Source organism: Ornithinimicrobium pekingense DSM 21552, assembly GCF_000421185.1.
Taxonomy (GTDB): domain Bacteria; phylum Actinomycetota; class Actinomycetes; order Actinomycetales; family Dermatophilaceae; genus Ornithinicoccus; species Ornithinicoccus pekingensis.
In genome coordinates this window covers 146,804-169,215 of the sequence record NZ_ATWJ01000010.1, presented here as the reverse complement: position 1 = coordinate 169,215, position 22,412 = coordinate 146,804, and the positions used below count along the sequence as shown (strand labels likewise).

Annotated in this window: 22 protein-coding genes; 18 read left to right on the top strand and 4 right to left on the bottom strand. The window is 73.1% G+C overall.

Annotation, left to right across the window (positions count from 1 at the left end):
- Positions 1 to 2 precede the first annotated feature (2 nt).
- The 4 genes from K330_RS0110445 to K330_RS0110430 are packed head-to-tail and all read left to right on the top strand — an operon-like array spanning position 3 to position 6,935.
- Complete coding sequence (locus tag K330_RS0110445; protein ID WP_022921779.1) at positions 3 to 3,272, top strand: ATP-binding protein; 3,270 nt, start codon at positions 3 to 5, stop codon at positions 3,270 to 3,272.
- A gap of 2 nt (positions 3,273 to 3,274) precedes the next feature.
- Positions 3,275 to 5,356, top strand: coding sequence for an NAD(P)-binding protein (locus tag K330_RS0110440; RefSeq protein WP_040658012.1), 2,082 nt, complete (start codon positions 3,275 to 3,277; stop codon positions 5,354 to 5,356).
- Positions 5,353 to 5,907 (top strand): hypothetical protein, encoded by a 555-nt coding sequence (locus K330_RS0110435; protein ID WP_022921777.1) that lies wholly within the window; start codon positions 5,353 to 5,355, stop codon positions 5,905 to 5,907. The genes K330_RS0110440 and K330_RS0110435 overlap by 4 nt, the downstream gene beginning before the upstream one ends.
- Positions 5,904 to 6,935, top strand: coding sequence for a polyprenyl synthetase family protein (locus K330_RS0110430; protein ID WP_022921776.1), 1,032 nt, complete (start codon positions 5,904 to 5,906; stop codon positions 6,933 to 6,935). Before K330_RS0110435 ends, K330_RS0110430 begins: the two co-directional genes overlap by 4 nt.
- A 149-nt stretch (positions 6,936 to 7,084) precedes the next feature.
- Here K330_RS0110430 and K330_RS24595 read toward each other — a convergent pair whose 3' ends face one another.
- From K330_RS24595 to K330_RS0110415, 3 genes are all read right to left on the bottom strand, one after another.
- Complete coding sequence (locus tag K330_RS24595) at positions 7,085 to 7,288, bottom strand: DUF6767 domain-containing protein (protein WP_022921775.1); 204 nt, start codon at positions 7,286 to 7,288, stop codon at positions 7,085 to 7,087.
- 7 nt (positions 7,289 to 7,295) lie between these two features.
- Positions 7,296 to 7,919 (bottom strand): CueP family metal-binding protein, encoded by a 624-nt coding sequence (locus K330_RS0110420; protein WP_022921774.1) that lies wholly within the window; start codon positions 7,917 to 7,919, stop codon positions 7,296 to 7,298.
- Between the two features lie 94 nt (positions 7,920 to 8,013).
- Positions 8,014 to 8,718, bottom strand: coding sequence for a Crp/Fnr family transcriptional regulator (locus K330_RS0110415; RefSeq protein ID WP_022921773.1), 705 nt, complete (start codon positions 8,716 to 8,718; stop codon positions 8,014 to 8,016).
- Positions 8,719 to 8,882: 164 nt separating this feature from the next.
- On the opposite strand from K330_RS0110415, the gene K330_RS0110410 reads away from it, so the two are divergent.
- Positions 8,883 to 9,125 (top strand): hypothetical protein, encoded by a 243-nt coding sequence (locus tag K330_RS0110410; protein ID WP_022921772.1) that lies wholly within the window; start codon positions 8,883 to 8,885, stop codon positions 9,123 to 9,125.
- 25 nt (positions 9,126 to 9,150) lie between these two features.
- On the opposite strand, the gene K330_RS0110405 is transcribed toward K330_RS0110410, so the two are convergent.
- The gene (locus K330_RS0110405) at positions 9,151 to 9,531 is read right to left on the bottom strand and encodes a hypothetical protein (RefSeq protein ID WP_022921771.1); all 381 of its coding nucleotides are present in this window, start codon (positions 9,529 to 9,531) and stop codon (positions 9,151 to 9,153) included.
- A 30-nt stretch (positions 9,532 to 9,561) separates the two neighbouring features.
- On the opposite strand from K330_RS0110405, the gene K330_RS0110400 reads away from it, so the two are divergent.
- The 13 genes from K330_RS0110400 to K330_RS0110340 all read left to right on the top strand — a co-directional run bounded on the left by K330_RS0110400 (position 9,562) and on the right by K330_RS0110340 (position 22,405).
- A complete protein-coding gene (locus K330_RS0110400; protein ID WP_022921770.1) occupies positions 9,562 to 10,161 on the top strand; it encodes a nucleotidyltransferase family protein in 600 nt (199 codons plus the stop codon).
- Positions 10,162 to 10,170: 9 nt separating this feature from the next.
- A complete protein-coding gene (locus K330_RS0110395; protein ID WP_022921769.1) occupies positions 10,171 to 11,079 on the top strand; it encodes an AAA family ATPase in 909 nt (302 codons plus the stop codon).
- Between the two features lie 10 nt (positions 11,080 to 11,089).
- Positions 11,090 to 12,262, top strand: a complete 1,173-nt coding sequence (locus K330_RS0110390) for a vWA domain-containing protein (protein WP_029202543.1) — start codon at positions 11,090 to 11,092, stop codon at positions 12,260 to 12,262.
- A complete protein-coding gene (locus K330_RS0110385; protein ID WP_022921767.1) occupies positions 12,255 to 13,406 on the top strand; it encodes an XdhC family protein in 1,152 nt (383 codons plus the stop codon). Before K330_RS0110390 ends, K330_RS0110385 begins: the two co-directional genes overlap by 8 nt.
- A 154-nt stretch (positions 13,407 to 13,560) precedes the next feature.
- Positions 13,561 to 15,993 (top strand): nitric-oxide reductase large subunit, encoded by a 2,433-nt coding sequence (locus K330_RS0110380; protein ID WP_040658052.1) that lies wholly within the window; start codon positions 13,561 to 13,563, stop codon positions 15,991 to 15,993.
- The gene (locus K330_RS0110375; protein WP_022921765.1) at positions 15,990 to 16,706 is read left to right on the top strand and encodes a hypothetical protein; all 717 of its coding nucleotides are present in this window, start codon (positions 15,990 to 15,992) and stop codon (positions 16,704 to 16,706) included. Before K330_RS0110380 ends, K330_RS0110375 begins: the two co-directional genes overlap by 4 nt.
- Positions 16,699 to 17,562, top strand: coding sequence for a slipin family protein (locus K330_RS0110370; RefSeq protein WP_022921764.1), 864 nt, complete (start codon positions 16,699 to 16,701; stop codon positions 17,560 to 17,562). The genes K330_RS0110375 and K330_RS0110370 overlap by 8 nt, the downstream gene beginning before the upstream one ends.
- Positions 17,559 to 17,906, top strand: a complete 348-nt coding sequence (locus K330_RS20600; RefSeq protein WP_022921763.1) for a hypothetical protein — start codon at positions 17,559 to 17,561, stop codon at positions 17,904 to 17,906. The genes K330_RS0110370 and K330_RS20600 overlap by 4 nt, the downstream gene beginning before the upstream one ends.
- Entirely contained in the window at positions 17,903 to 18,346 is a 444-nt protein-coding gene (locus K330_RS0110360; RefSeq protein ID WP_229665813.1) for a hypothetical protein, read from the top strand. The genes K330_RS20600 and K330_RS0110360 overlap by 4 nt, the downstream gene beginning before the upstream one ends.
- Positions 18,343 to 18,510 (top strand): hypothetical protein, encoded by a 168-nt coding sequence (locus K330_RS23905; RefSeq protein WP_022921761.1) that lies wholly within the window; start codon positions 18,343 to 18,345, stop codon positions 18,508 to 18,510. Before K330_RS0110360 ends, K330_RS23905 begins: the two co-directional genes overlap by 4 nt.
- A 90-nt stretch (positions 18,511 to 18,600) precedes the next feature.
- The gene (locus tag K330_RS0110350) at positions 18,601 to 19,083 is read left to right on the top strand and encodes a (2Fe-2S)-binding protein (RefSeq protein WP_022921760.1); all 483 of its coding nucleotides are present in this window, start codon (positions 18,601 to 18,603) and stop codon (positions 19,081 to 19,083) included.
- The gene (locus K330_RS0110345; RefSeq protein WP_022921759.1) at positions 19,080 to 21,554 is read left to right on the top strand and encodes a xanthine dehydrogenase family protein molybdopterin-binding subunit; all 2,475 of its coding nucleotides are present in this window, start codon (positions 19,080 to 19,082) and stop codon (positions 21,552 to 21,554) included. The genes K330_RS0110350 and K330_RS0110345 overlap by 4 nt, the downstream gene beginning before the upstream one ends.
- A complete protein-coding gene (locus tag K330_RS0110340; RefSeq protein ID WP_022921758.1) occupies positions 21,551 to 22,405 on the top strand; it encodes an FAD binding domain-containing protein in 855 nt (284 codons plus the stop codon). The genes K330_RS0110345 and K330_RS0110340 overlap by 4 nt, the downstream gene beginning before the upstream one ends.
- Positions 22,406 to 22,412 lie beyond the last annotated feature (7 nt).

Below are 22,412 nucleotides of genomic sequence, written 5' to 3'. Positions count from 1 at the left end.
GCGTGGTCGAGACAGGCACGTCCGCGGAGTCCCGGCTGGGCTCGCTGCTCGACCGCCTGGTGAGCTGGGCGGAGGTCTCGCTGCGCGCCGGTGACCTCGAGCAGGCGCGCGCCACCGCCGAGGAGGTCCGGGCGGTCGACCCGGACAACCAGAGAGCCGCCTCGGTGCTGCAGCGCATCGCCGCCCGGCAGACCGGCCCGTGGGGGGAGCGGGCGCTGATGACGCTGCTCTTCTCCGACCTGGTCGGCTCGACCCAGCTCTCGGAGCAGGTGGAGCCCGAGCAGATGCGCGACCTGTTCGCCTTCTACCGGGCTGCGGTCGGCGCGGCCGTGCGGCGCTACGGCGGGTCGCTCGTGCAGTTCTACGGGGACGGGGTCCTGGCCGGCTTCGGCTACCCCGAGGTGCACGAGGACGACGCCCGGCGCGCGGTCCTGGCCGGGCTCGACATGGTCGTGGCGATGCGCGACGGGCGGGCCGAGCTGCAGCGCCGCGTCGGGGCGTCGGCGGACCTGCGGGTCGGCATCCACACCGGCCGGGTCGTCATCACCGGCACCGACACCGGCACCGACGTCCTGTCGCGGGACTCCATCCTGGGGGTGACGCCCAACCTCGCGGCCCGCGTGCAGGGGGCGGGGGAGCCGGGCATGGTCGTGGTCAGCGACGTGACCCACGAGCTGGTCGACGCCGACTTCTTCACCCGGTCCCTCGGCGAGCACCGGCTGCGCGGCATCACCCGGCCCGTGGAGATCTTCGCCGTCGAGCGTCCCCGCTACGCCGCCGCCCGGTTCACCGCCGACCGCTACCGCCAGGCCGGCCTCGTCGGCCGCGAGGAGCCCGCGGCACGCCTGACGGCGGCCTGGGACACGCTGCTCGAGCAACGGGAGGCGCCGGGACTGGTGTTCCTCCTCGGCGGCGAGGCCGGCATCGGCAAGTCGCGGCTCGTCGTCGAGCTCCTCGACCGGGTCCAGGCCCGCGGGGGCCGGGTGGTCGGCGCGGGGTGCCTGCCCTACTACTCCAACGTGCCGCTGTGGCCGGTCGCCCGCATGCTGGCCAGGACCGTGGGCGCCGGCGACCAGTCCGCGGAGGCGGTTCCCTCCGCAGCCGCGCTGGAGAAGCACCTGGCCGGGCTGGGGCTCGACCTGCCCGCCTTCGTGCCCGTGCTCGGGCCGCTGCTGCAGCTGCCGGCCTCCACGGCATACCCGCCCCTGGAGCTCGACCCGAGTGCTGTGCTCGAGCTGACCCAGCAACGGCTGGTGGAGTGGCTGGCCGCGCTCGCGGCCCGCGACCCCCACCTGCTCGTGGTCGAGGACCTGCACTGGGCCGACCCGACGACCCTCGAGCTGCTGCGGCGGCTCACCGAGCAACCGCCACCCGCCCTGCTGACGGTCGTCACCACCCGCGAACCCGACACCGTCCCGTGGCGTGAGCAGGTGGTGCAGATCGAGCTGGGGCGCCTGGACGAGGAGGCCTCCCTGCGGCTCGTCGCCAACCTCAGCGCCGGCTCCGGCGCCGAGCTGCCCGAGCCCGAGCGTGCCGAGATCGTCGGGCAGGCCCAGGGCAACCCACTGTTCCTGGAGGAGCTCACCCGCTCGTCCCTGACCCACAACCGCACCGAGCCGATCCCGCTCCGGCTGCAGGAGCTGTTCACCTGGCGGCTCAAGGAGCCGGGGGTCGACCGACGCATCGTGCAGGTCGCGGCCACCGTGGGCCCCGTCTTCCGGGCCTCGGTCGTCGCCGCCGTCGTGGGGGACGAGCCGGCCGTCACCGACCAGCTGGAGCTGCTGCTCGAGCGAGGGGTCCTCGAGACGACGCCCGCTGCCGGGACCTATCGCTTCCGGCACGCGCTCATGCGCGACGCGGCCTACGAGACGCAGGTCCTTGACGTGCGCCAGGACACCCACGCGGCCGTGGCCGACGTCATGGCCGCCTCCGGCACCGAGCCGGCGCTGGTCGCCACCCACCTGGACCTGGCCGGCCTGGCCGACCGCGCGGCGGCGCTCTACCTCGTGGCGGCGCAGGCGTCCCAGGCCCGCGGCGCCCACCAGGAGGCGACCCGGCTCGCCACGCGTGCCCTCGAGCTCTACGCCGAGATGGATGCCTCGGAGGAGCGCGACCTCGGTGAGCTCGGTGCGCGGATGCTCCGCATCCTCAGCGTCTCCTCCCTGCGCGGGTATGCCGCACCCGAGGTCAAGGACGACCACGACCGGGCCGAGCAGCTCGCCCAGGGGCTGGGGACCCGCCCGGAGGTCCTCGCCTCGGTCGTGGGCATCTACTCCTACCGCCTGACCAACGGGGACGTCCCCACGGCCCTCGGCCTCGCCGAGCGCCTGCTGACCATGACCCGCCACCGCGCCCTGTCCTGGTTCCAGCCCGAGGTGGACGGCTGCGCCGGCTACGCCCACCTCTACCTGGGCCACCTGCCGACCGCCCAGTCCTACTTCGAACGGTCGGTGCAGGGCCTGCGCAGCCGCGAGGAGCAGGGCGAGGACCTGGCAGCCTGGTGGCCGCTGCCCAACGACCCGTGCGCCGCGGCCGAGGTCGGCCTGGCCTGCGTCGCGGCGCTGCGGGGGGAGCCCGCGGTGGCGGCCCGGCACGAGGCGGAGGCCATCCGGCGCGCGGAGGCGCTGGGTTTCCCCCGCGGCCCCTTCACCATCGGCTTCGTCAAGACCTACATCGCCTGGATCCGCCAGTTCCAGGGCGACCCCGAGGCCGCACGGGCCGTGGCCGCCGACATCCTGGCCGTCGGGCAACGCCACGGCTACGCCTACTGGATGGTCCTGGGGTCGGCCTATCTCGCCGGGCCGCCGGACGGCGCGCCGGACCCCGCATACCTGGCCAGCACCGTGCAGACCCTGCGGATGATGGGGCACGAGGCGTTCCTGGCCTCGATGCTGTCCTCCCTCGCCGCGATGAGCGCTCAGGCCGGCGACCTGGCGCGGGCGGTAGAGCTGGTCGACGACGCGCTGGCGACCGCGCACCGCACCGGGGAGATGCTGCACGTGCCGGAGATCCTGCGGCGCCGTGCCGCCTTCGCCCTCGCGCGCGGCCTGGGCGCGGCGGAGGCGGTGCCCAACCTGCTCGCCGCCGTCGCCCTGGCCACCGAGCAGGGGGCGGCGGTGTCCCGGCTGCGGGCCGCGGTCGACCTGGCGCAGCTGCCGCCGCAGGACCGGCCCACCGGGTGGCGGGAGACCCTCGTCGGCGCCCGCGCGGCCGTCCCCGCGACCTACAGCTCACCGGAGACCGAGGCCGCCGACCACGTCCTCGCCCCCTGACCATGGGCCGGGACCGCGTCGTGATCCTCGGGGGAGGGATGGCGGGGCTGACGACCGCCTGGGAGCTGACCTCGGGAGCGTGGCGCGACCGGTTCGAGTCCGTCACCGTCTATCAGCGGGGCTGGCGCCTGGGCGGCAAGGGCGCCAGCAGCAGGGGCGAGCACGGCCGGGTCGAGGAGCACGGGCTGCACGTGCTCCTGGGCTACTACGACGCGACCTTCCGCGTCCTGCGCGAGGTCTACGGCGAGCTGGACCGGGCCACCACCGACCCCGGCTGCCCGATCAGCACCTGGCGCGACGCGTTCGTCCCGTCCGGCGACGTGGGCCTGGTGGACGTCGGGGGACCGGCCGGACCCGAGGCCTTCGTCACCCGGTTCACGGGGGACGGGCGGCTGCCGGGCGAGCCCGGCGCGGAGGACCGCCCGCTGCGTCCGCTCGACGTCGCCGTGCGCGGGCTGCGGCTCCTCGCGGACTTCCACGGGGTGACCGGTGCGCGGGCGCGCCCGACCGAGCCCTACCTGAGCACCTCGCCCCGGCCCCGCGGTGCGGCGGCGGTCGACCCCGGCCTGGCCGTCCGGGCCGGTGCCCTGACCTCCCTGGCCGCGCTGACCGTCCTGGCCGAGAGGGCGGCAGCCCTGCTGGGCAGCGACGACCTCGACGAGGCCTGGTCCGCGCCCCTGACCACGACCCTTGTGACGGTGCGGGACGAGCTCCGGGCCACGGTGCGCGCCAGCCCGGCAGCGTGGCGCACCTGGGAGCTGGTGGACCTGGTGTCGACAACCCTGCTGGGGATGCTCGCCGACGGGCTGCTGTCCGGGCAGGGGTACGAGCGGATCGACCACCTCGACTACCGGGAGTGGCTCGCGCTCCACGGCGCCGCGCCCACCACGCTCGACTCGCCCGTGGTGCGCGGCATGTACGACCTCGCCCTGGCCTACGAGGGAGGGGACCGATCCCGTCCACGCTTCGCCGCGGGTCTGGGGCTGCAGCTGGCCGGCCGCATGCTCTTCGACGCCAAGGGCGCGGTCTTCTGGCGGATGCAGGCCGGGATGGGTGACGTCGTCTTCGCCCCCCTCTACCAGGCGCTCGTGCGCAGAGGGGTGCGCTTCCGCTTCTTCCGCAGGCTCGACCAGGTGCACCTCGGGCCGGACGGGCGGCGGGTGGCGTCGGTCGACCTGGCCCGGCAGGCGGACCTGGCGCCCGGCCGGGTCGACTACGAGCCCCTCGTGCGCCACCACGGTCTGCCGTGCTGGCCGGCGGGCCCGGTGGTCTCTCAGCTGGACGGCGACCCGGGACCGGACCTGGAGACCCACCCCGCCGGCGGCGCCGCGGCGCCCGGCGTAGGCCGGGAGCTGCTGGAGGCCGGCCGTGACTTCGACGTCGCCGTCCTGGCGGTCTCGCTCGGGATGGTGCCGCACGTCGCCGCCGAGCTCCTCGACCGCATACCGGCGTGGGGGGCGATGTGCCGCGAGGTCGCGACCGTGGCCACCATGTCCGCCCAGCTGTGGCTGGAGCAGCCCGAGAGCGCGCTGGGCTGGCAGGGGCCCGCGGGGGTGACCCTGAGCGGGTTCGGGGACACCTTCGACACCTGGGCGTCGATGCCGCACCTGCTGGTTCGCGAGGACTGGCCGGCCCCCGCACCGCAGGGCCTGGCCTACTTCTGCGGGACCATGCCCGACGTCCCAGACCACGCGACCGGGGAGCGGCACGTCCGCCAGACGCTGACCCGCTTCCTCGACGACCAGGTCCGGGTGCTGTGGCCGGCGGCGGCGGACGGCGCGGGCTTCCGCTGGGAGCTGCTGCACGACGGCCAGGGCCGGGTCGGACCGGACCGGTTGGACGCGCAGTACCTGCGGGCGAACACCGACCCCTCGGACCGCTACGTGCAGTCCCTGCCGGGCAGCGGCCGGCACCGCATGGCCCCCGGCGCCACCGGGGTGGCCAACCTGGTGGTGGCGGGGGACTGGACGGCCTGCGGGCTCGACGCCGGCTGCCTCGAGGCGGCGGTGCGGTCGGGGGTGCTGGCGGCCCGGGCCGTGCGGGCCGCGACGCTCGGCGGCCCGGCGGGCGGGGACGTCCCGTGAGCAGGCAGCGCGGTGTCGGCGGCGGCCTCGCGGGGACGGCCGCCGTCGCGGGCGAGATCGTCGACAGGGTGCAGGTCCTGGGGCTCGCCTCGGCCAGCGCCGTGGCGGAGCGCTGCATCGCGACGGTGGACCGCTACCTGGCCGACCGGGACGGTCCGCGCACCCTCGACCTGCCCGCCGTCGGCGGGCCCGCACCGGGGCCGCAGCCCGCGGAGGCGCTCGAGCTGCCGGCCGTGCCCGCCGGGAGCAGCACCGGGGGGTCGCTCTGGATCCACAACCCCACGACGGCCCCGGTCCGGGCTCGCGTGCGGGTGAGCAGCCTGACCTCGGCGGAGGGGCACCTCCTCCCGGCCCCGACGGTCGGGGTGCCGTCGAGCGCCGGGATCGAGGTCGCCGCCGGGGGCTCCGTGGAGGTCCGGGTGCAGGTGCGTGTGCCCGCCGGCACACCGCCGGGCCACTTCCACGGGGTGGTGACGAGCACAGCCACGCCACGCCAGTGCCTACCCCTGCTGCTGCACGTGCGGACGTCGCCGGCCGAGGACGGCCCATGAGCACGTCCGCGGAGTTCCGCGAGCGGCTGGCCTCCTTCGGCGGCGCGGCCCGCAGCGCCGCGGCCGCCTACCTGGACGACGACGCGCTCTCCCCCTACCTGCTCACGCCCGCGGGTGACTACCTCGGTCGGGGAGGCAAGGGTCTGCGACCCGCCCTGTGCCTGGCGACCTGCGCTGCCTACGGTGGCCGCGAGGAGGAGGCGATGCCCTCGGCGGCCGCGATCGAGCTCGTGCACACCGCGATGCTGGTCCATGACGACGTCGAGGACGACAGCGAGCTGCGCCGCGGGCGACCTACCCTGCACCGGCGCTACGGCCGGGCCGGTGCGATCAACGCCGGCGACGGGCTCGCCGTCGTCGCGCTGGGCGCGCTGCGCGACAACGAGCGGCTCCTCGGGACGCGCCTGGCCTCCCGGGTCTGGTCCGAGTTCGACGTGATGGCACGGCAGACGGTCAGCGGGCAGGCCCGGGAGCTGGGGTGGATGCGGGACGGCCGCACCGACCTCTGCCCGGACGACTACCTCGACCTCATCCTGCAGAAGACCTGCTGGTACACGACCCTGCTGCCGTTGCGGGTCGGAGCACTCATCGGATCGCGGGGAGCGGTCGACCTGGCGGCGATGACCCGGTTCGGCTTCTTCCTCGGGGCCGCCTTCCAGATCCGCGACGACGTCCTCAACCTCGTCGGCTCCCAGGCCGTCTACGGCAAGGAGGCCCTGGGGGACCTGCGGGAGGGCAAGCGCACCCTTGTGCTCATCCACCTGCTCGCGGCCGCGGCACCGGCCGACCGCGAACGGGTGCGGCGCTTCCTCGCTCTGCCGCCCGCGCAGCGTTCGTCGGACCAGGTGGAGCAGATCGTGGCACTGATGCACGACCACGGCAGCGTCGCGTTCGCCGACGAGTTCGGCCGCGGCATCGCGCGGGCGGCGGCGCAGAGCTTCGAGGAGGCGTTCGCGGGACTGCCCGGCACACCGGCCCGGTGGTTCGTGCGCGACCTGGTGACCTACATGGTCGAGCGGGACCGGTGAGAGGCTGGTCGCAGGGACTGCTCAGGCGGTGACGAGGAGGTCGTCACCGGGCGGGCGGCCAGGATGCTGCGTCGGCGCCTCGAGCGGCGTGGCCTGCCCGGCCCGGCCGGCGCTCAGGGACCGACCGGGTCCGCGGGATGGCGGCTGCGCTACCGGCCGGACGCGAGACGCTCCTGCTGTGCGACGCTGCTGCGCCGAGCGGCCAGCTCGGCAGCCATCTCCGGGTCGTCCTGGACGAGGTAGACGAGCCCGCAGTCCTGCGGTCCGGTCACGCCCGGCATGCACAGGCTGCAGGCGTCGCCGGGACGGATGGGGCACCGGGCGCTGGGCCGGGTGCGCGCGGCACGCTCCATACCCGCGTCAGGCCTCGACGGGTGCGAGCTGCAGGGTGGTCACGCAGGTGGGGCTGCCCGGCGTCGTGGCGAGGGGGACGCTGCCCTCGAGGCCGTCGGCGGTGACCTCGATCGTGCCGCCCTCGATCCCGCGGGGGAGCCAGAAACCGGTGAACCCGTTGGCTCCCGTCGTCACGGTCTCGTCGACGAGGACCTGCCCGTCGCCGTCGCTGATGAGCACCGACACCTCCTCGCCGGCGAGCTCGCCGCGGCAGGTGGCCAGCGAGTGGTAGAAGCACTCGTGCGTCTCCTCGACGAAGGGTGCGACCGAGACGTAGAACGCGTCCTCGGGCAGGGGGACGGCCACCTCCTGCGTGCCGTCGCTGACGAGAACGTGGTCCTCGCGCACGGAGGCGCCGACGGCGAGGGGACGGGGCTCGGGACTGCGCTCGAGCTCCTCGACGATCTCCTGCCCGGACCTGCCGTCCAGGCCGACCTCGGCCAGGAGCTGGTCGGTGTCGACCGTCGCCGCAGGCGAGGGAGACCCCCCGGCGGGGGAGGCCTGCTCCTGCGCACCGGTGGAGCACGCGGACAGCGAGACGGTGAGGGCGAGCGCCAGGCCGACGGCGGAGGTGGAGACACGTGCACGCATGAGGTGAGGACCCTTCGGGTGAGGCAGCTACGCAGGAAATACTACGGCATGTCGCAGCCGATTGGGAGGATTGTGACGAAGCCGACGTCCGTCCTCAGACGGGAGCCGACAGCTGGGTGAGGGCGTCGACGTCGGTGAGGGTGACCCGGCGCCCGGCGTGCTGCGCGATGACCCCGGAGTCGCCGAGCCTGCGCAGCTGCCTGCTCAGCGACTCGGGCGTGGTGTCCAGCAGCGAGGCGACGTCCTTCTTCGGCAGAGGGAGGGTCACCGTCGGGCCGTGCGGGCCGTAGGTGGCCGGCAGGGACAGCAGGTAACCCGCCAGGCGCGAGGAGACGTCGCCGGAGATGACCGAGGCCAGCCGGGTCTCGGTCTCGTCGAGCCGACGGCTGACGCCCTGCAGCATCCGCAGCCCGATGCTGGGGTGCTCGCGGACCAGCCGGTCGAGGTCGGCGTGGCGGAAGACGCACATGCTGCCTGGCTCGAGCGCCGTCGCGACGTGGTCGGGACGGGCGCCCGTGAGGAAGGCCGACTCACCCACGAAGTCGCCCGCGCCCAGCACCCGCACGATCTGCTCGTGGCCGTCGGCGCTGAGCCGCGAGATCTTCACGCGCCCGGTGTGCACGACGACCAGCTGCGAGATCCCCGAGCCGGCGGCGTAGAGCTGCTCACCCCTGTCGACCCGTGTCGGCCTGGCGACCGCGGCGACCTCCAGCTGCTGGTCGTGGGTCAGGCCGGAGAAGAGCGGGACCCGCGCCACGCACAGGTCCTCCTGTGCCGACGCTGCGTGCCGTGTGCCCATCCCTGCCTCCTCGTGGCCAGTATGACGTGGTGCCGCCGACCGGCACCGCCCCACCGGCACCGCCCCACCGGCGCCGCACCGTCCGGCGGTCTCGAGGTGCCTCGTGGGCCGGTCGCGGCCAGACTGGGGATGACCCATCGAGCAGCCACCGGAGAGGAACGACGATGAGTGGTCAGCCCGGACGCCCGCACGGTCGGGATGAGGCGCGCGACACGACCGACGGGGAGCTGGTCGACCCCCGTGACCTGGTGCCTGAGGACGACCGCGCCGAGGAGCTGGCCGTCCCGCACGAGGTGCTGCCCGACGACGAGCGGGACGTCGACGACACGGTCGAGCAGGAGGCCGAGCGGCTGCTGCCGGACGAGCAGCGGCCGGTCCCCGGGGGCCCCGCGGACGACGTCCTCTAGGCAGACGGCCGGGCGGGCGGCCCGGTCAGCCGACGGGACGACAGTCGTTGCCGCAGCCGCTGTCGTGCCCGCCGGGGACCGTGCCCGTCACGAAGGAGGCCCGGTGCAGCACCGCGTGTGACGGGGTCACCCGGAGCGCGCCGTCGTCAGCGAGCGCACCCTCGCCGTCCACGATGAGCGTGTGGCCGCCGGTGTCCCGGGGCGGGAGCAGCAGCGACACCGCGGGGTGCTGGCCCACCACCCGCCGGGCGGTGCGCCCCGGCTCCGCCAGCACCAGCGCGCCGTCGACCAGGCGGGGGACCACCTGGGTGACGTGCGGCCGGCCGTCGCCTGAGGTCAGCAGGTAGGCGACGTCGTGGCGCGCGAGCGCCTCGCCGAGGGCCGCCAGGTCCACCGGGATGCTCATGAGGCCATTGTGCCCGGCACACTGGGCGGCATGACCCCTCCCGCCCACGGAGCGCACGCGACGACCGGCCTGCTGCTGGCCGCGGGCGCGGGACGCCGCTACGGCAGGCCCAAGGCCCTCGTCGACACCGGATCCGGCCCGTGGGTGCTGCGCGCGGTCCGCGACCTGCTCGACGGAGGCTGCCCCGAGGTCCTGGTCGTGACCGGCGCCGTGGCCGAGGACGTGGAGGCGCTGCTGCACGGCCTCGGCGACCCGAGGGTGTCGGCGACGCGGTGCGGCACCTGGGAGCAGGGCATGGGCGAGTCCCTGCGTGCCGGGCTCACCGCGCTGGTGACGCGGGGCCGCACCGTCCCGGGCCGGGTGCTGGTGCACCTCGTGGACCTGCCCGACGTCGGCCCGGGCGTGGTGGGCCGGGTCCTGGCGTCGGCCGCAGGCGGGTCCGACGTCCTCGCCCGGGCGGCCTACGACGGCCGCCCCGGGCACCCGGTCCTGCTCGGCCGGGACCACTGGCAGGCCGTCCTCGACGAGGCACGCGGCGACGCGGGCGCGCGGGCCTACCTGCGGCGCGCCGCGCCATACCTGGTGGAGTGCGGGGACCTGGCCACGGGCGCCGACGTGGACGTTCCCTAGACTCGCGGCATGCCTGCCGCCGACGTCCTCGCCGATCCCGGGTCCCTGCGCGCCGGGCTGGCCGGCACCGGCTACCTCGCCGACGACGGCCTGTCGACCGTCGCGTGGCTGGCGCACTCGCTGCAGCGACCGCTCCTGCTCGAGGGTGAGCCGGGCACCGGCAAGACCGCGCTGGCCGAGGCGCTCGCCGAGCTTCTCGAGGTTCCGCTCGTGCGGCTGCAGTGCTACGAGGGGATCGAGGCCAGCCAGGCGCTCTACGACTGGGACTTCCCGCGGCAGATCCTGCATCTGCGGGCCGTCGAGACGGCCGCGGCCGCCGTCCCCGGGGCGTTCCCCGCGGTCACCGGCCAGGACCTGGAGGCGGACCTGTTCGACGAGCGCTTCCTGCTGGCGCGTCCCGTCCTGCGGGCTCTGCGCGAGGCGCCCTGCGTGCTGCTCGTCGACGAGGTCGACCGCGCCGACGACGAGTTCGAGGCGTTCCTGCTCGAGGTGCTCTCCACGTGGACGGTGACCATTCCCGAGCTGGGCACGGTGCGCGCCCAGACCCCGCCCTACGTCGTCCTCACCTCCAACCGCACCCGCGAGCTGCACGACGCGCTCAAGCGGCGCTGCCTCTACCACTGGATCCAGCATCCGGGTCTCGAGCGCGAGCTGGCGATCGTGCGGACCCGGCTGCCGCAGGTGGACGAGGCGCTGGCCGGGCAGCTCGTCGCCCTGGTGCAGCAGCTGCGCACCGACGAGGACCTCGTCAAGCCGCCCGGCGTCGCCGAGACGCTCGACTGGGCGCGCGCCCTGCACGCCCTCGGGGCCAGCCGGCTCGACCCCGAGACGGCGGCCCGCACGCTCGGCGCCGCGGTGAAGTACCGCGAGGACGCCGAGCGGGTGCGCATGGCCCTGGAGCGGACGCTGACACGCTGAGATGTATGCCGTGAGCACGGGCGCCGGGGCGGAGGGCACCGAGGTCGAGGGCTGGGAGATCGGCCAGACGCTCGGGGGGTTCGCCCGTGCCTGCCGCGCGGCGGGGCTGCCGGTCACGGCCGACCGCGAGCGGACCTTCCTGGCGGCGTGCGCGGCGGTCGGCCTGGACAGCCGCGAGCACGTCTACTGGGCGGGCCGGGGCACCCTGACCGCCTCCCCGGCGGACGTCGAGCCGTTCGACCGGGTGTTCACCGGCTGGTTCGGCGGCCGCCCGATGCACGCGGTGAGCGGCCAGGAGCCGCCCCGCACCTCCACCCTGCAGGCCGCCCTGGACGAGCCGGACCCGTCGGGAGGCCGGGGTGAGCCGTCCGACCAGATGGTCGCCGCGGTGGCCTCGACCGAGGAGGTGCTGCGCCATCGGGACGTCGCGACCCTGTCGCCGGCCGAGCGGGCCGCCGTGCGCCGGCAGTTCGCCACCCTGCGCCCGCGCCCACCGGTGCGGCGGGCCCGGCGGCACACCCCCAGCCACCGCGGCGCCGTCGACGGGCGGGCCACCGTGCGCACGCACCTGCGCAACCTCGGCGAGCCGTCGCGCATCCGCTTCCGTCGCCGCGCGACCCGGGCCAGGCGGGTGGTGCTGCTGGTGGACGTGAGCGGCTCGATGAGCGCCTACGCCGACTCGCTGCTGCGCCTGGCCCACCGCATGGTGCAGGCGGCGCCCCGCACCACCGAGGTCTTCACCGTGGGCACCCGGCTGACGCACGTCACCCGGGCGCTGCGCGAGCGCGACGCCGACCGGGCGCTGCTGGCCGCGGGGGACGCGGTGCCGGACTGGTCCGGCGGCACCCGGCTCGGGCAGTCGGTCGGGGCCTTCGTCGGGCGGTGGGGCCGCCGCGGCATGGCCCGTGGCGCCGTGATCGTGGTCTTCAGCGACGGCTGGGAGCGGGAGCGGCCCGAGCTGCTCGGGGAGCAGATGCGCCGGCTCGGCGCCCTGGCGCACCGGGTCGTCTGGGTCAACCCGCACCGGGGCAAGGAGGGCTACGCCCCGGTGCAGGCGGGCATCGTCGCCTGCCTGCCCTACGTCGACGACTTCGTCGCGGGGCACTCCCTAGCCACCTTCCAGGAGGTGCTCGACACCGTCGCCGAGGCGCGCGAACGGCATGGGATATTGAGACATGCGTGACGTGCTGGACAGGCTGCTGGCCTGGTGGGAGGCGGGAGACACGGTCGCCCTGGGCACCGTCGTCGGCACCTGGCGCTCGGCGCCCCGGCAGCCCGGCGCCGCCATGCTCGTCGGGGTCGACGGCGAGGCGGTGGGGTCGGTCTCCGGCGGGTGCGTGGAAGGAGCGGTCTACGAGCTCGGGCAGCAGGTCATCGGCTCCGGCGCGCCGGTGCTGCAGCGCTACGGCGTCTCCGACGACGACGCGATGGGGGTGGGCCTGACCTGCGGTGGCATCCTCGACGTCTTCGTCGAGCGGGTCTCCCGGGACGACTTCCCCGAGCTCGGCGAGGTGGCCGGCGACATCCTGGCCGGCCGTCCCGTCGCGGTGGCGACCGTCGTCGCCCATCCCGACCCGGACCTGCTGGGGCGCCACCTGGTGCTGCGCCCCGAGGGCGAGCCGTCCTCCGGCACCCTGGGCACCGACCGGCTCGACGCCGCGGTCTCCGACGACGCCCGCGGCATGCTCGCGCAGGGGCGCACGTCGACCCTGGAGTACGGCCCGGAGGGCGAGCGGCGGGGGGAGGGGCTGCGGGTGTTCGTCGCCTCCTACGCCCCACGGCCGCGGATGCTGGTCTTCGGCGCCATCGACTTCGCGGCCGCGGTGGCCCGCGTGGGCTCCTTCCTCGGCTACCACGTCACCGTCTGCGACGCCCGGCCGATCTTCGCGACACGTTCCCGGTTCCCGGAGGCCGACGAGGTGGTGGTGAGCTGGCCGCACCGCTACGTCCAGCAGGAGATCGCCGCCGGCCGGCTCGACGCACGGACCGTGGCGTGCGTGCTGACGCACGACCCCAAGTTCGACGTCCCCCTCCTGGAGGTCCTGCTCGGCGAGGGCGCGCCGGACCTGGCCTACGTGGGGGCCATGGGCTCGCGCCGCACCCACGAGGACCGCCTGGCCCGGCTGCGCGAGGCCGGGCTCGACGAGGACCACCTGGCGCGGCTGCGCAGCCCGATCGGCCTCGACCTGGGGGCGCGGACCCCGGAGGAGACGGCCGTGAGCATCGCCGCCGAGATCGTCGCAGAGCGCTGGGGTGGCGGCGGGGAGCCGCTGTCGGAGACCGAGGGCCCGATCCACGGCGCGCACGGGAGCGGCGAAGGTCAGTAAAAGGTAAAGAATTCCAGATCCACGCGTAAAAGAGTTCACAAGAACCCCCCCGCCACGGGATTCTGGGCTACTGTTCCTGAGGTCAGAGCAAACTCATGAGGCCGGTGGGAACGGTGTGGTCCCGCCGTTCGGACGGGCGGTTCAGACCATGGTGATGATCGACAATCGGGAAGCCCGGCAGCCCGGGCGCAACGAGCTGGCCATCTCCAAAGGCTGGGTCCAGGGCGTCGCGCTCGTCTTCATCTTCGGCTTCTTCGTGATGGGTGTCCTGGCTTACCGGACCTACACCGCGTCCATGCCGCAACCCCAGCAGGTGGTCGGCGAGGCCGGCGAGGTGGTCTACACGGGTGAGGAGATCACCAATGGCCAGAACATCTTCTTGACCCGGGGGCTGCAGCAGTACGGCTCGATCGTCGGCCACGGTGCCTACCTCGGCCCTGACTACACGGCCGAGTACCTCCGGCTGAGCAGCGTGCACATCCACGAGCAGCTCGTGCAGGCCGGTGTGCAGGACCCTCAGGCCGCCACGGTGGAGATGCAGCGCACCAACCGGTACGACGAGAGCAGCGACACTCTCGTGCTCACCCCCGAGCAGGTCAGCGCCTTCGAGAGCATCACCGACCACTATGCGCAGTTCTTCGGGGAGCCGACGACCAAGCACGGGCTGGTGGCCGACAAGATCACCGATCCCGAGGACATCCACGACCTCACCGCCTTCTTCAGCTGGACCGCGTGGGCGAGCGCGGCCGAACGGCCAGGACTGGACTACTCCTACACCAACAACTGGCCACCCGAGCCCCGCGTCGACAACCACCCCACCGCCGACATCCTCGTCTGGTCAGGCATCTCCCTGGTCGCGCTGCTGGCGGGTCTGGGCATCCTGTTCGGGATCTACGGCCGGTGGAGCTCGAACCTGGGATGGAAGGGCAACGACACCTCCAGCCTGAGGTTCCTCCAACCGGGGGAGGTCGGGATCACCCCTGCGCAGAAGTCCACGGCCTGGTTCTTCCTGGTGGTCTCCGTCCTGTTCCTCATCCAGGCCACGGTGGGCGCAGCGGTCGAGCACTACCGGGTCGAGCTCGAGGGCTTCTTCGGCTTCGACCTGGCCCAGATCTTCCCGTTCAACCTCGCGCGCACCTGGCACGTGCAGCTCTCGCTGCTGTGGACGGCCGCCGCCTTCCTGGCCTCGGCGATCTTCCTCGCCCCGATCATCTCGGGCCGGGAGCCCAAGGGACAGCACTATCTGTCCTACGGCCTGCTGGGCGCCCTGGCGCTCGTCGTGGCCGGGATGTTCGGCGGCACCGCCATCAGCATCTACGGTCCCGACTGGGCCGAGGGGTCGATCTTCTTCTCCCAGCAGTGGGAGTACCTCGACCTCCCCAGGTTCTTCCAGATCCTTCTCGTGATCGGGTTGTTCCTGTGGTTCCTCATCATCGTGCGCGCGATCCGGTCGCGTCTGCGGACCGAGTCCAAGTTCAACATGCCCTGGCTGTTCACCTATGCCGCGCTGGCGATCCCGGCCTTCTACGCCGTGGGCCTGCTGGCGATGAACACCGTTCACCTGACCGTGGCCGAGTTCTGGCGCTTCTGGGTCGTGCACCTGTGGGTGGAGGACTTCCTGGAGCTGTTCACCACGGTGATGGTCGCCTACCTGTTCGTCATGCTCGGCGTGGTGCGCCGCAAGATCGCCATCCAGATCATCTTCCTCGACGTCATCCTCTACTCCGCCGGCGGAGTCATCGGCACCATGCACCACCTCTACTTCTCGGGCACCCCGGTCGAGCACATGGCCCTCGGCGCGGTCTTCTCCGCCCTGGAGGTCATCCCGCTGACGTTCCTGACCATCGAGGCCTGGACGTTCCTCCAGCTGGGGGCCCGGCAGGAGTCTCGCTCCAGCGCGCCCTTCCCGCACCGCTGGGCCGTCATGTTCCTGGTCGCCGTCGGCTTCTGGAACTTCCTCGGCGCGGGTGTCTTCGGCTTCCTGGTCAACCTGCCGATCGTCTCCTACTACCAGATCGGCACTGCCCTCACCGCCAACCATGCCCACGGCGCCATGATGGGCGTGTACGGCATGATGGCCGTCGGTCTGGCGATGTTCGCGCTGCGGTACATCATCCCGCCGGACAGGTGGCCCGACCGGCTGGCGCGGCTCTCGTTCTGGTCGCTGAACATCGGTCTGGCCTGGATGATGTTCGCCACCCTCCTCCCGCTGGGGACGATGCAGCTGTGGGCCTCGGTGAACCAGGGCTACTACGAGGCTCGGACCCTCGCCTACCTCACCCAGCCCGGCAACCTCGTCATCGAGTGGATGCGGATGCCCGGCGACGTGCTCTTCCTCATCGGCGGCATCGTGCCGTTCATCTGGATCACCTGGCTCGGTGTGCGGTACGGCGTCCGGGCCACGGTCACCAGCATGGAGCCGGAGACCCTCTTCGTCGTCGAGAGCGCCTCGGCGCTCGAGGACCGCACGGGGCGGGCCGCGGTGCCGGTCGGCACCCCGGCCGGCGGCGAGGAGACGGCGCAGCTGCCACCGAGCCGGTATGCCTCCGACCGTCGCCGCGAGGACGAGGAGGGGACACCGTCGTGAGCGCGATCGAGCTCTCCGGCTGGCTCGCGGGCGGGTACTCCCTCGTCCTCCTGCTGGTCGCCTACGGGATCGACCTGCTCGCCAGGCGCGCCCACGCCTTCAACGAGGAGCACCAGACCTCGGGCTTCACCTACCACGAGGACCATGACGCCTGGCTGTGTCCCGAGGACCAGTGGCTCTGGCCGCAGTCGTTCGACCCGGAGAACCGGGTCATGCGCTACCGCGGCCGCCCCAGCGTCTGCAACGCCTGCCCCGTCAAGGACAGCTGCACGACCACGGACGACGGCCGAGAGCTGGGGCGGGCCGTCGACTCCTGGCCCTCCTCGGAGTCCGCGCGGTTCCACCGCGGCATCGCCTGCGCCGTCGCGGTCCTGGCCGTGCTCTTCCCGGTGGCGACGATCCTCGCCGTCGAGCAGTGGACCAGCCAGCTCCTCCTGCTGGGTGTCGGGCTGCTGGTGGCCCTCGGAGGTCTGCCGTTGTGGTCCCACCTGCGTCGCAGCCCCGTCGACCCGGAGGGCGTCCTCTTCAGGTCGCTTGACGAGAACCTGGAGGAGCGCACCGCCGCGCTGGAGACCCTGCAGCGCCGGCGGACGACCTACGGCTCCGACCGCCGGGCCGACGACGGGCCGGGCCCGACGCTCGCGCCCGTCCCTCTCGAGCTGGGTCGGACCCGCTACGCCTCCGACCGGAGGGAGGTGCGCGAGGATGCCTAGCTCCGTCGTCGTCGTCATCGTCGTCGTCGCGCTGCTGGTCACCCTCCTCATCGCGTCCCTGAAGGTGGTCCGCGAGTACGAACGTCTCGTGGTCTTCCGCCTGGGCCGCCTGCGGGGGGCCCTGGGTCCCGGCCTGGTCGTGATGCTGCCGTTCTTCGACCGGTCGGTACGGGTCGACCAGCGCGTGGTCACCCTGACCATCCCGCCGCAGGAGGTCATCACCCGTGACAACGTGACGGCCCGCGTCAACGCGGTCGTGATGTTCAAGGTGTGCGATCCCGTGCGATCGGTCATGGCGGTCGAGAACCACGCCGTGGCCACCTCACAGTTCGCCCAGACCACCCTTCGCTCGGTGGTCGGGCGCGCGGACCTGGACACCCTCCTGGCTCACCGCGCCGACCTCAACGAGGACCTCTACCGGTCGATCGCCCAGCAGGCGGTGCCGTGGGGCGTCGACGTCGACGTGGTGGAGATCAAGGACGTGGAGATCCCGGAGATGATGCAGCGGGCGATGGCCCGTCAGGCAGAGGCCGAGCGCGAGCGCCGGGCCAAGGTGATCAGCGCCCATGGCGAGCTCGAGGCCTCCGAGGAGCTGCGCGACGCGGCGAGGACGCTCAGCGAGGCACCCGCGGCGTTGCAGCTGCGCTATCTGCAGACCCTGCTCGAGCTGGGCGCCGACCAGAACTCCACGGTGGTCTTCCCGCTGCCGATGGACATCATCGGCCCGCTGATGGGTGCCCTGGACCGGTTCTCCGCCGGTGCCGGCAGCACCGCGGAGCACCCGACCTCCACCGTCCCGTCCGCCAGGAACGGCATGTCCGTCGTCGACGACCGCGCAGAAGGGCACCCGCGATGACCAGTACCGACCCCACGACCGAGAGGGACGGCCAGGAGCTCGTCTACGACGACACCCCGGCGCCCCCGGGCAGGCCCGTGCGTCTGGTCCCCACGCCACGCGGGTTCTGGCCGGTGGCCGGCGGGATCATCGTGGCGATGCTGGCTCCGTTCTTCGGGATCCTCATCGGCAGCACGATCGGGGCGGAGGACCCGTCCGTGCGGATGGGTCCCCTCTACTGGGGCTTCTTCGTCGGTGCCGTCGTCGGGGGGCTCGGACTGGCGTCGGCGTTGCTCGGTGCTCGCCAGCTGGTGCGTGACGCGCGGTCGGGCGGCCGCGAGGAGACCCGGGAGGAGGACGGGTGAGCGCCACCACTTCGTCAGCCCGCGCCGACGTGGCACCCGACGTCCTCGGGCCGGCCGCCCGCAGCGGCTTCCGCTCGGACGCTGCTGCGGACCGGGTGATGCGCCGGGTGCTGGGGGTCCGCGCGGTCGACCTCAGGTCGGGCGAGGGCGCGCACCGCACCTTCCGGATCTCGGTCGTCATCTCGGCACTGCGCTGCCTCATCACCTACGTCGCCGTCCCGGTCCTGGTCCCGCTGCTGAGCCTGTCCGGGTGGGTCGCTGCCCCTGTCGGGCTGGCACTGTGCCTGGTCGCGGCGGCGAACGGGGTGATCAGCCTGCGTCGTTTCTGGCGGGCCGACCACCCGCAGCGCTGGACCTACACCGTCTTCATCACGATCGTCTTCGCGATCCTCACGGTCGCGACCGTCACCGAGCTGAACCGGATCGGAGCCATGTCATGAGCAGCATGCACGACGCGGACCCAGAGCACCGGCCGACGTGGGCTGCAGCCGACGAGTGGGTGCCTGAGGACCGGGCACCGAGCGCAGCGGAGAACAACTTCATGAGCTTCGCGCTCTTCGGCTTCCTCATCCTCTTCGGCGTGAGCTGCTTCGTGCTCTTCTGACCGGGCTCGAGCACCCCTTGCGGGAGTGGCCTGCGGCAGGCAAGGATGCCAAGGGACGACGACGTCCCCTGTTCCCCGTGGAGGAAACCGATGACCCGCATCTCCGTGAGAGTCGATGGCGTGACCTACTCCGACGAGGTGGAGCCCCGCACGCTCCTCGTCCACTACCTGAGGGAGTCGCTGGGCAAGACCGGCACCGTGGTCGGCTGCGACACCAGCAACTGCGGGGCCTGCACCGTGCACCTCGACGGGCGCAGCGTGAAGTCGTGCAACGTGCTGGCGGTCCAGGCCGACGGCCACGAGGTGACCACGATCGAGGGCCTGGCCGACGGCGAGACCCTCACCCCCCTGCAGGAGGCCTTCCGCGACTGCCACGCCCTGCAGTGCGGCTACTGCACCCCCGGCATGATCATGCAGGCCACGGACCTGCTGCGGGAGAACCCCTCGCCGGACGAGGCCTACGTCCGCCAGCACATGGAGGGCAACCTGTGCCGGTGCACCGGCTACCACAACATCGTCAAGGCCGTGCTGCAGGCGGCCGGCGCCACCGCCACCGGGGGTGAGCAGGCATGACCGTGACCGAGGAGCCCACGGCCGCCGTCCGCGAGGTCGGCAAGGACCGCCGGCGCAAGGAGGACCAGCGCCTCATCACCGGCCGCACCCGGTGGACCGACAACATGCAGCTGACCGGGATGCTGCACCTGGCCATGGTGCGCAGCCCCTACGCGCACGCCCGGATCACCAACGTCGACATGTCCGCGGCGCAGCAGGCGCCGGGCGTCATCTCCGTGCTCTGCGGACGCGACCTCAAGGACCACCAGGGCGAGCTGCCGTGCGCGTGGCCGATCACCGACGACCAGAAGTGCATGGCGCACCCGGCGGTCGCGGTCGACCGGGTCGCCTTCGCCGGCGAGGTCGTGGCGGTCGTGGCGGCGCGCACCGCGGCTCAGGCACGTGACGCCGCCGAGCTGGTCGACGTCGACTACGAGGAGCTGCCCGCCGTCGTGGACCTGAAGAAGGCCGCGGCCGACGAGGTGCTGGCCCACCCCGAGCTGGGCACCAACGTCAGCGCCACCTGGGTCTTCGACTCGGCCGAGGCCGGCTCCGGTGGCGACGTCGAGGACTCCATCCGCGACGCGGAGGTGCTCATCGAGCGGGAGTACCGCCAGCAGCGCCTCATCCCCTCCTTCATGGAGCCGCGCTCCACGGTCGTGGACCCCACCGGGGAGCAGTTCGTCATGTGGACCTCCACGCAGGTGCCGCACATCCTGCGCCTCATGCTGGCCCTGACCCTGGGTGTTCCGGAGTCCAAGGTGCGGGTCATCGCCCCGGACGTGGGCGGGGGCTTCGGCGGCAAGCTGCAGGTGACCCCCGAGGAGATCATCACCTTCCTCATGGCCCGCCAGACCGGCAAGCCGTGCAAGTGGACGGAGACGCGCAGCGAGTCGCTGCTCTCGGCCCACCACGGGCGCGACCAGTGGCAGAAGCTGACGCTCGCGGCGCGGCGGGACGGCACGGTCACCGGCCTCAAGGTCGAGCTGCTCGCCGACATGGGCGCCTACCTGGGCCTGGTCACACCGGGCGTGCCGATCCTCGGCGCCTTCATGTTCAACTCGATCTACAAGTTCGAGTCCTACCGCTTCGAGTGCCGCAACATCTTCACCAACAAGACGTGGACCGACGCCTACCGCGGGGCCGGACGTCCCGAGGCCACCTTCGCGATCGAGCGGCTCATGGACGAGCTCGCCGCGGAGCTGGGCCGCGACCCCCTCGAGCTGCGCGAGCAGAACTGGATCCGCCACGACGAGTTCCCGTTCAGCACGGTCGCCGGTATGGAGTACGACTCCGGCAACTACGAGGCGGCCACCGAGCGGGCCAAGGAGCTCTTCGGGTATGACGAGCTGCGGGCCGAGCAGGCACGGCGCCGCGAGAGCGGCGACCGGGTGCAGCTGGGCCTGGGCATCTCCACCTTCACGGAGATGTGCGGCCTGGCACCCAGCCGGGTCCTGGGCGCCCTGTCCTACGGTGCCGGCGGCTGGGAGCACGCCTCGGTGCGGATGCTGCCCAGCGGCAAGGTCGAGGTCATCACCGGGTCCTCGGCGCACGGCCAGGGCCACGAGACGGCGTGGAGCCAGATCGTCGCCGACCAGCTGGGCGTACCCTTCGACGACGTCGAGGTCCTCCACGGCGACACCCAGATCAGCCCGCGCGGGCTCGACACCTACGGCTCGCGCTCCCTGGTCGTCGGCGGGCAGGCCGTCGTGATGGCCGCCAAGAAGGTGATCGAGAAGGCGAAGCCGCTGGCCGCGCACGTGCTGGAGGCCAACGTCGACGACCTGGAGTTCTCGGACGGGAGGTTCACCGTCCGGGGCGCCGGTGCCGACCAGGAGGGCCTGGGCCTGGCGGGCCTGGCGCTGCGGGTCTTCGCCGCGCACGACCTGCCGGACGGCATGGAGCCGAGCCTGGACGCCGACGCCACCTTCGACCCGGTCAACTTCTCCTTCCCGCACGGCACCCACCTGTGCGCGATGGAGGTCGACACCGAGACGGGCGAGACGACCATGCGCTCCTACGTCTGCGTCGACGACATCGGCAACGTCGTCAACCCGCTCATCGTCGACGGACAGGTGCACGGCGGTCTGGTGCAGGGCATCGCGCAGGCGCTGTGGGAGGAGGCGGTCTACGACGACCAGGGGACGCTGGTCTCGGGGTCGTTCGTCGACTACACGCTGCCGACGTCGGCCGACACGATCAGCTTCGTGACCGACCGCACCGTCTCGCCGGCCACGTCCAACGACCTGGGCGCCAAGGGCGTCGGCGAAGCCGGCTGCATCGCCTCCACACCGGCGGTCGTCAACGCCATCGTCGACGCGGTGCGGCCGATGGGCGTGCAGGACATCACGATGCCGTGCACCCCTGAGCGTGTGTGGCGGGCCATCCACGGCGGTGGTCGAGGTGGTGCCACCGAGGAGTCGGCGATGCCGCACTTCGAGGAGGACGCGCCCAACCAGGACAACCCCGGCACGGAAGGTGGCCAGCTGTGATCCCCGTGGAGTTCGACTACGCCGCACCGGCGACGGTGCAGGAGGCGGTGGCCCTGCTCGCCGAGCACGGTGACGACGCCAAGGTCCTGGCCGGCGGGCAGTCGTTGCTGCCCGTCCTGCGGATGCGGCTCAACGCCCCGGGCGTCGTCGTCGACATCTCCGGCATCGAGGAGCTCAAGGGCATCACCGACGAGGGTGACGCGATCCGCATCGGCGCGGGGGCGACATACCAGGACGTCCTGGACTCGCCCCTGGTCAGTGAGCACCTGCGTCTGCTGCACCAGGCCGTCTCCGAGGTGGCCGACCCGCAGATCCGGCACCGCGGCACCCTGTGCGGCGCGCTCGCCCACGCCGACCCCGCCGGGGACGTAGGTGCGCCGGTGCTGGCCCTCGACGGCCGGATGGTCATCCGGGGCACGGCCGGGGAGCGGACCGTCGGGGCCGAGGAGTTCTTCGTCGACATCTTCGAGACCGCGATCGGCGACGGCGAGCTGCTCACCGCGGTGGTGATCCCCAAGCACACCGGGTGGGGCAGCCACTACGCCAAGTTCGTGCGGGTCTCCCACCAGTGGGCCATCGTCGGCGTCGCAGCCGCCGTCCGGGCCGAGGGCGGGACGATCGCCGAGGCGAAGGTCGGTCTGACCAACATGGGCTCCCGGCCGCTGCGCGCCGCCGCCGTCGAGCAGGCGCTCGCGGGGCAGCCGGCGACCGAGGAGGCGCTCGGGGCCATCTGCGCCCGCGTCGGCGAGGGCACCGACCCGCCCTCGGACCTCAACGGCCAGGCCGACTACCGGCGCCACGTCGCGGGCGTGCTCGCCCGGCGTGCCGTCCTCGCGGCGGCGGGAGGCTGAGCCGGTG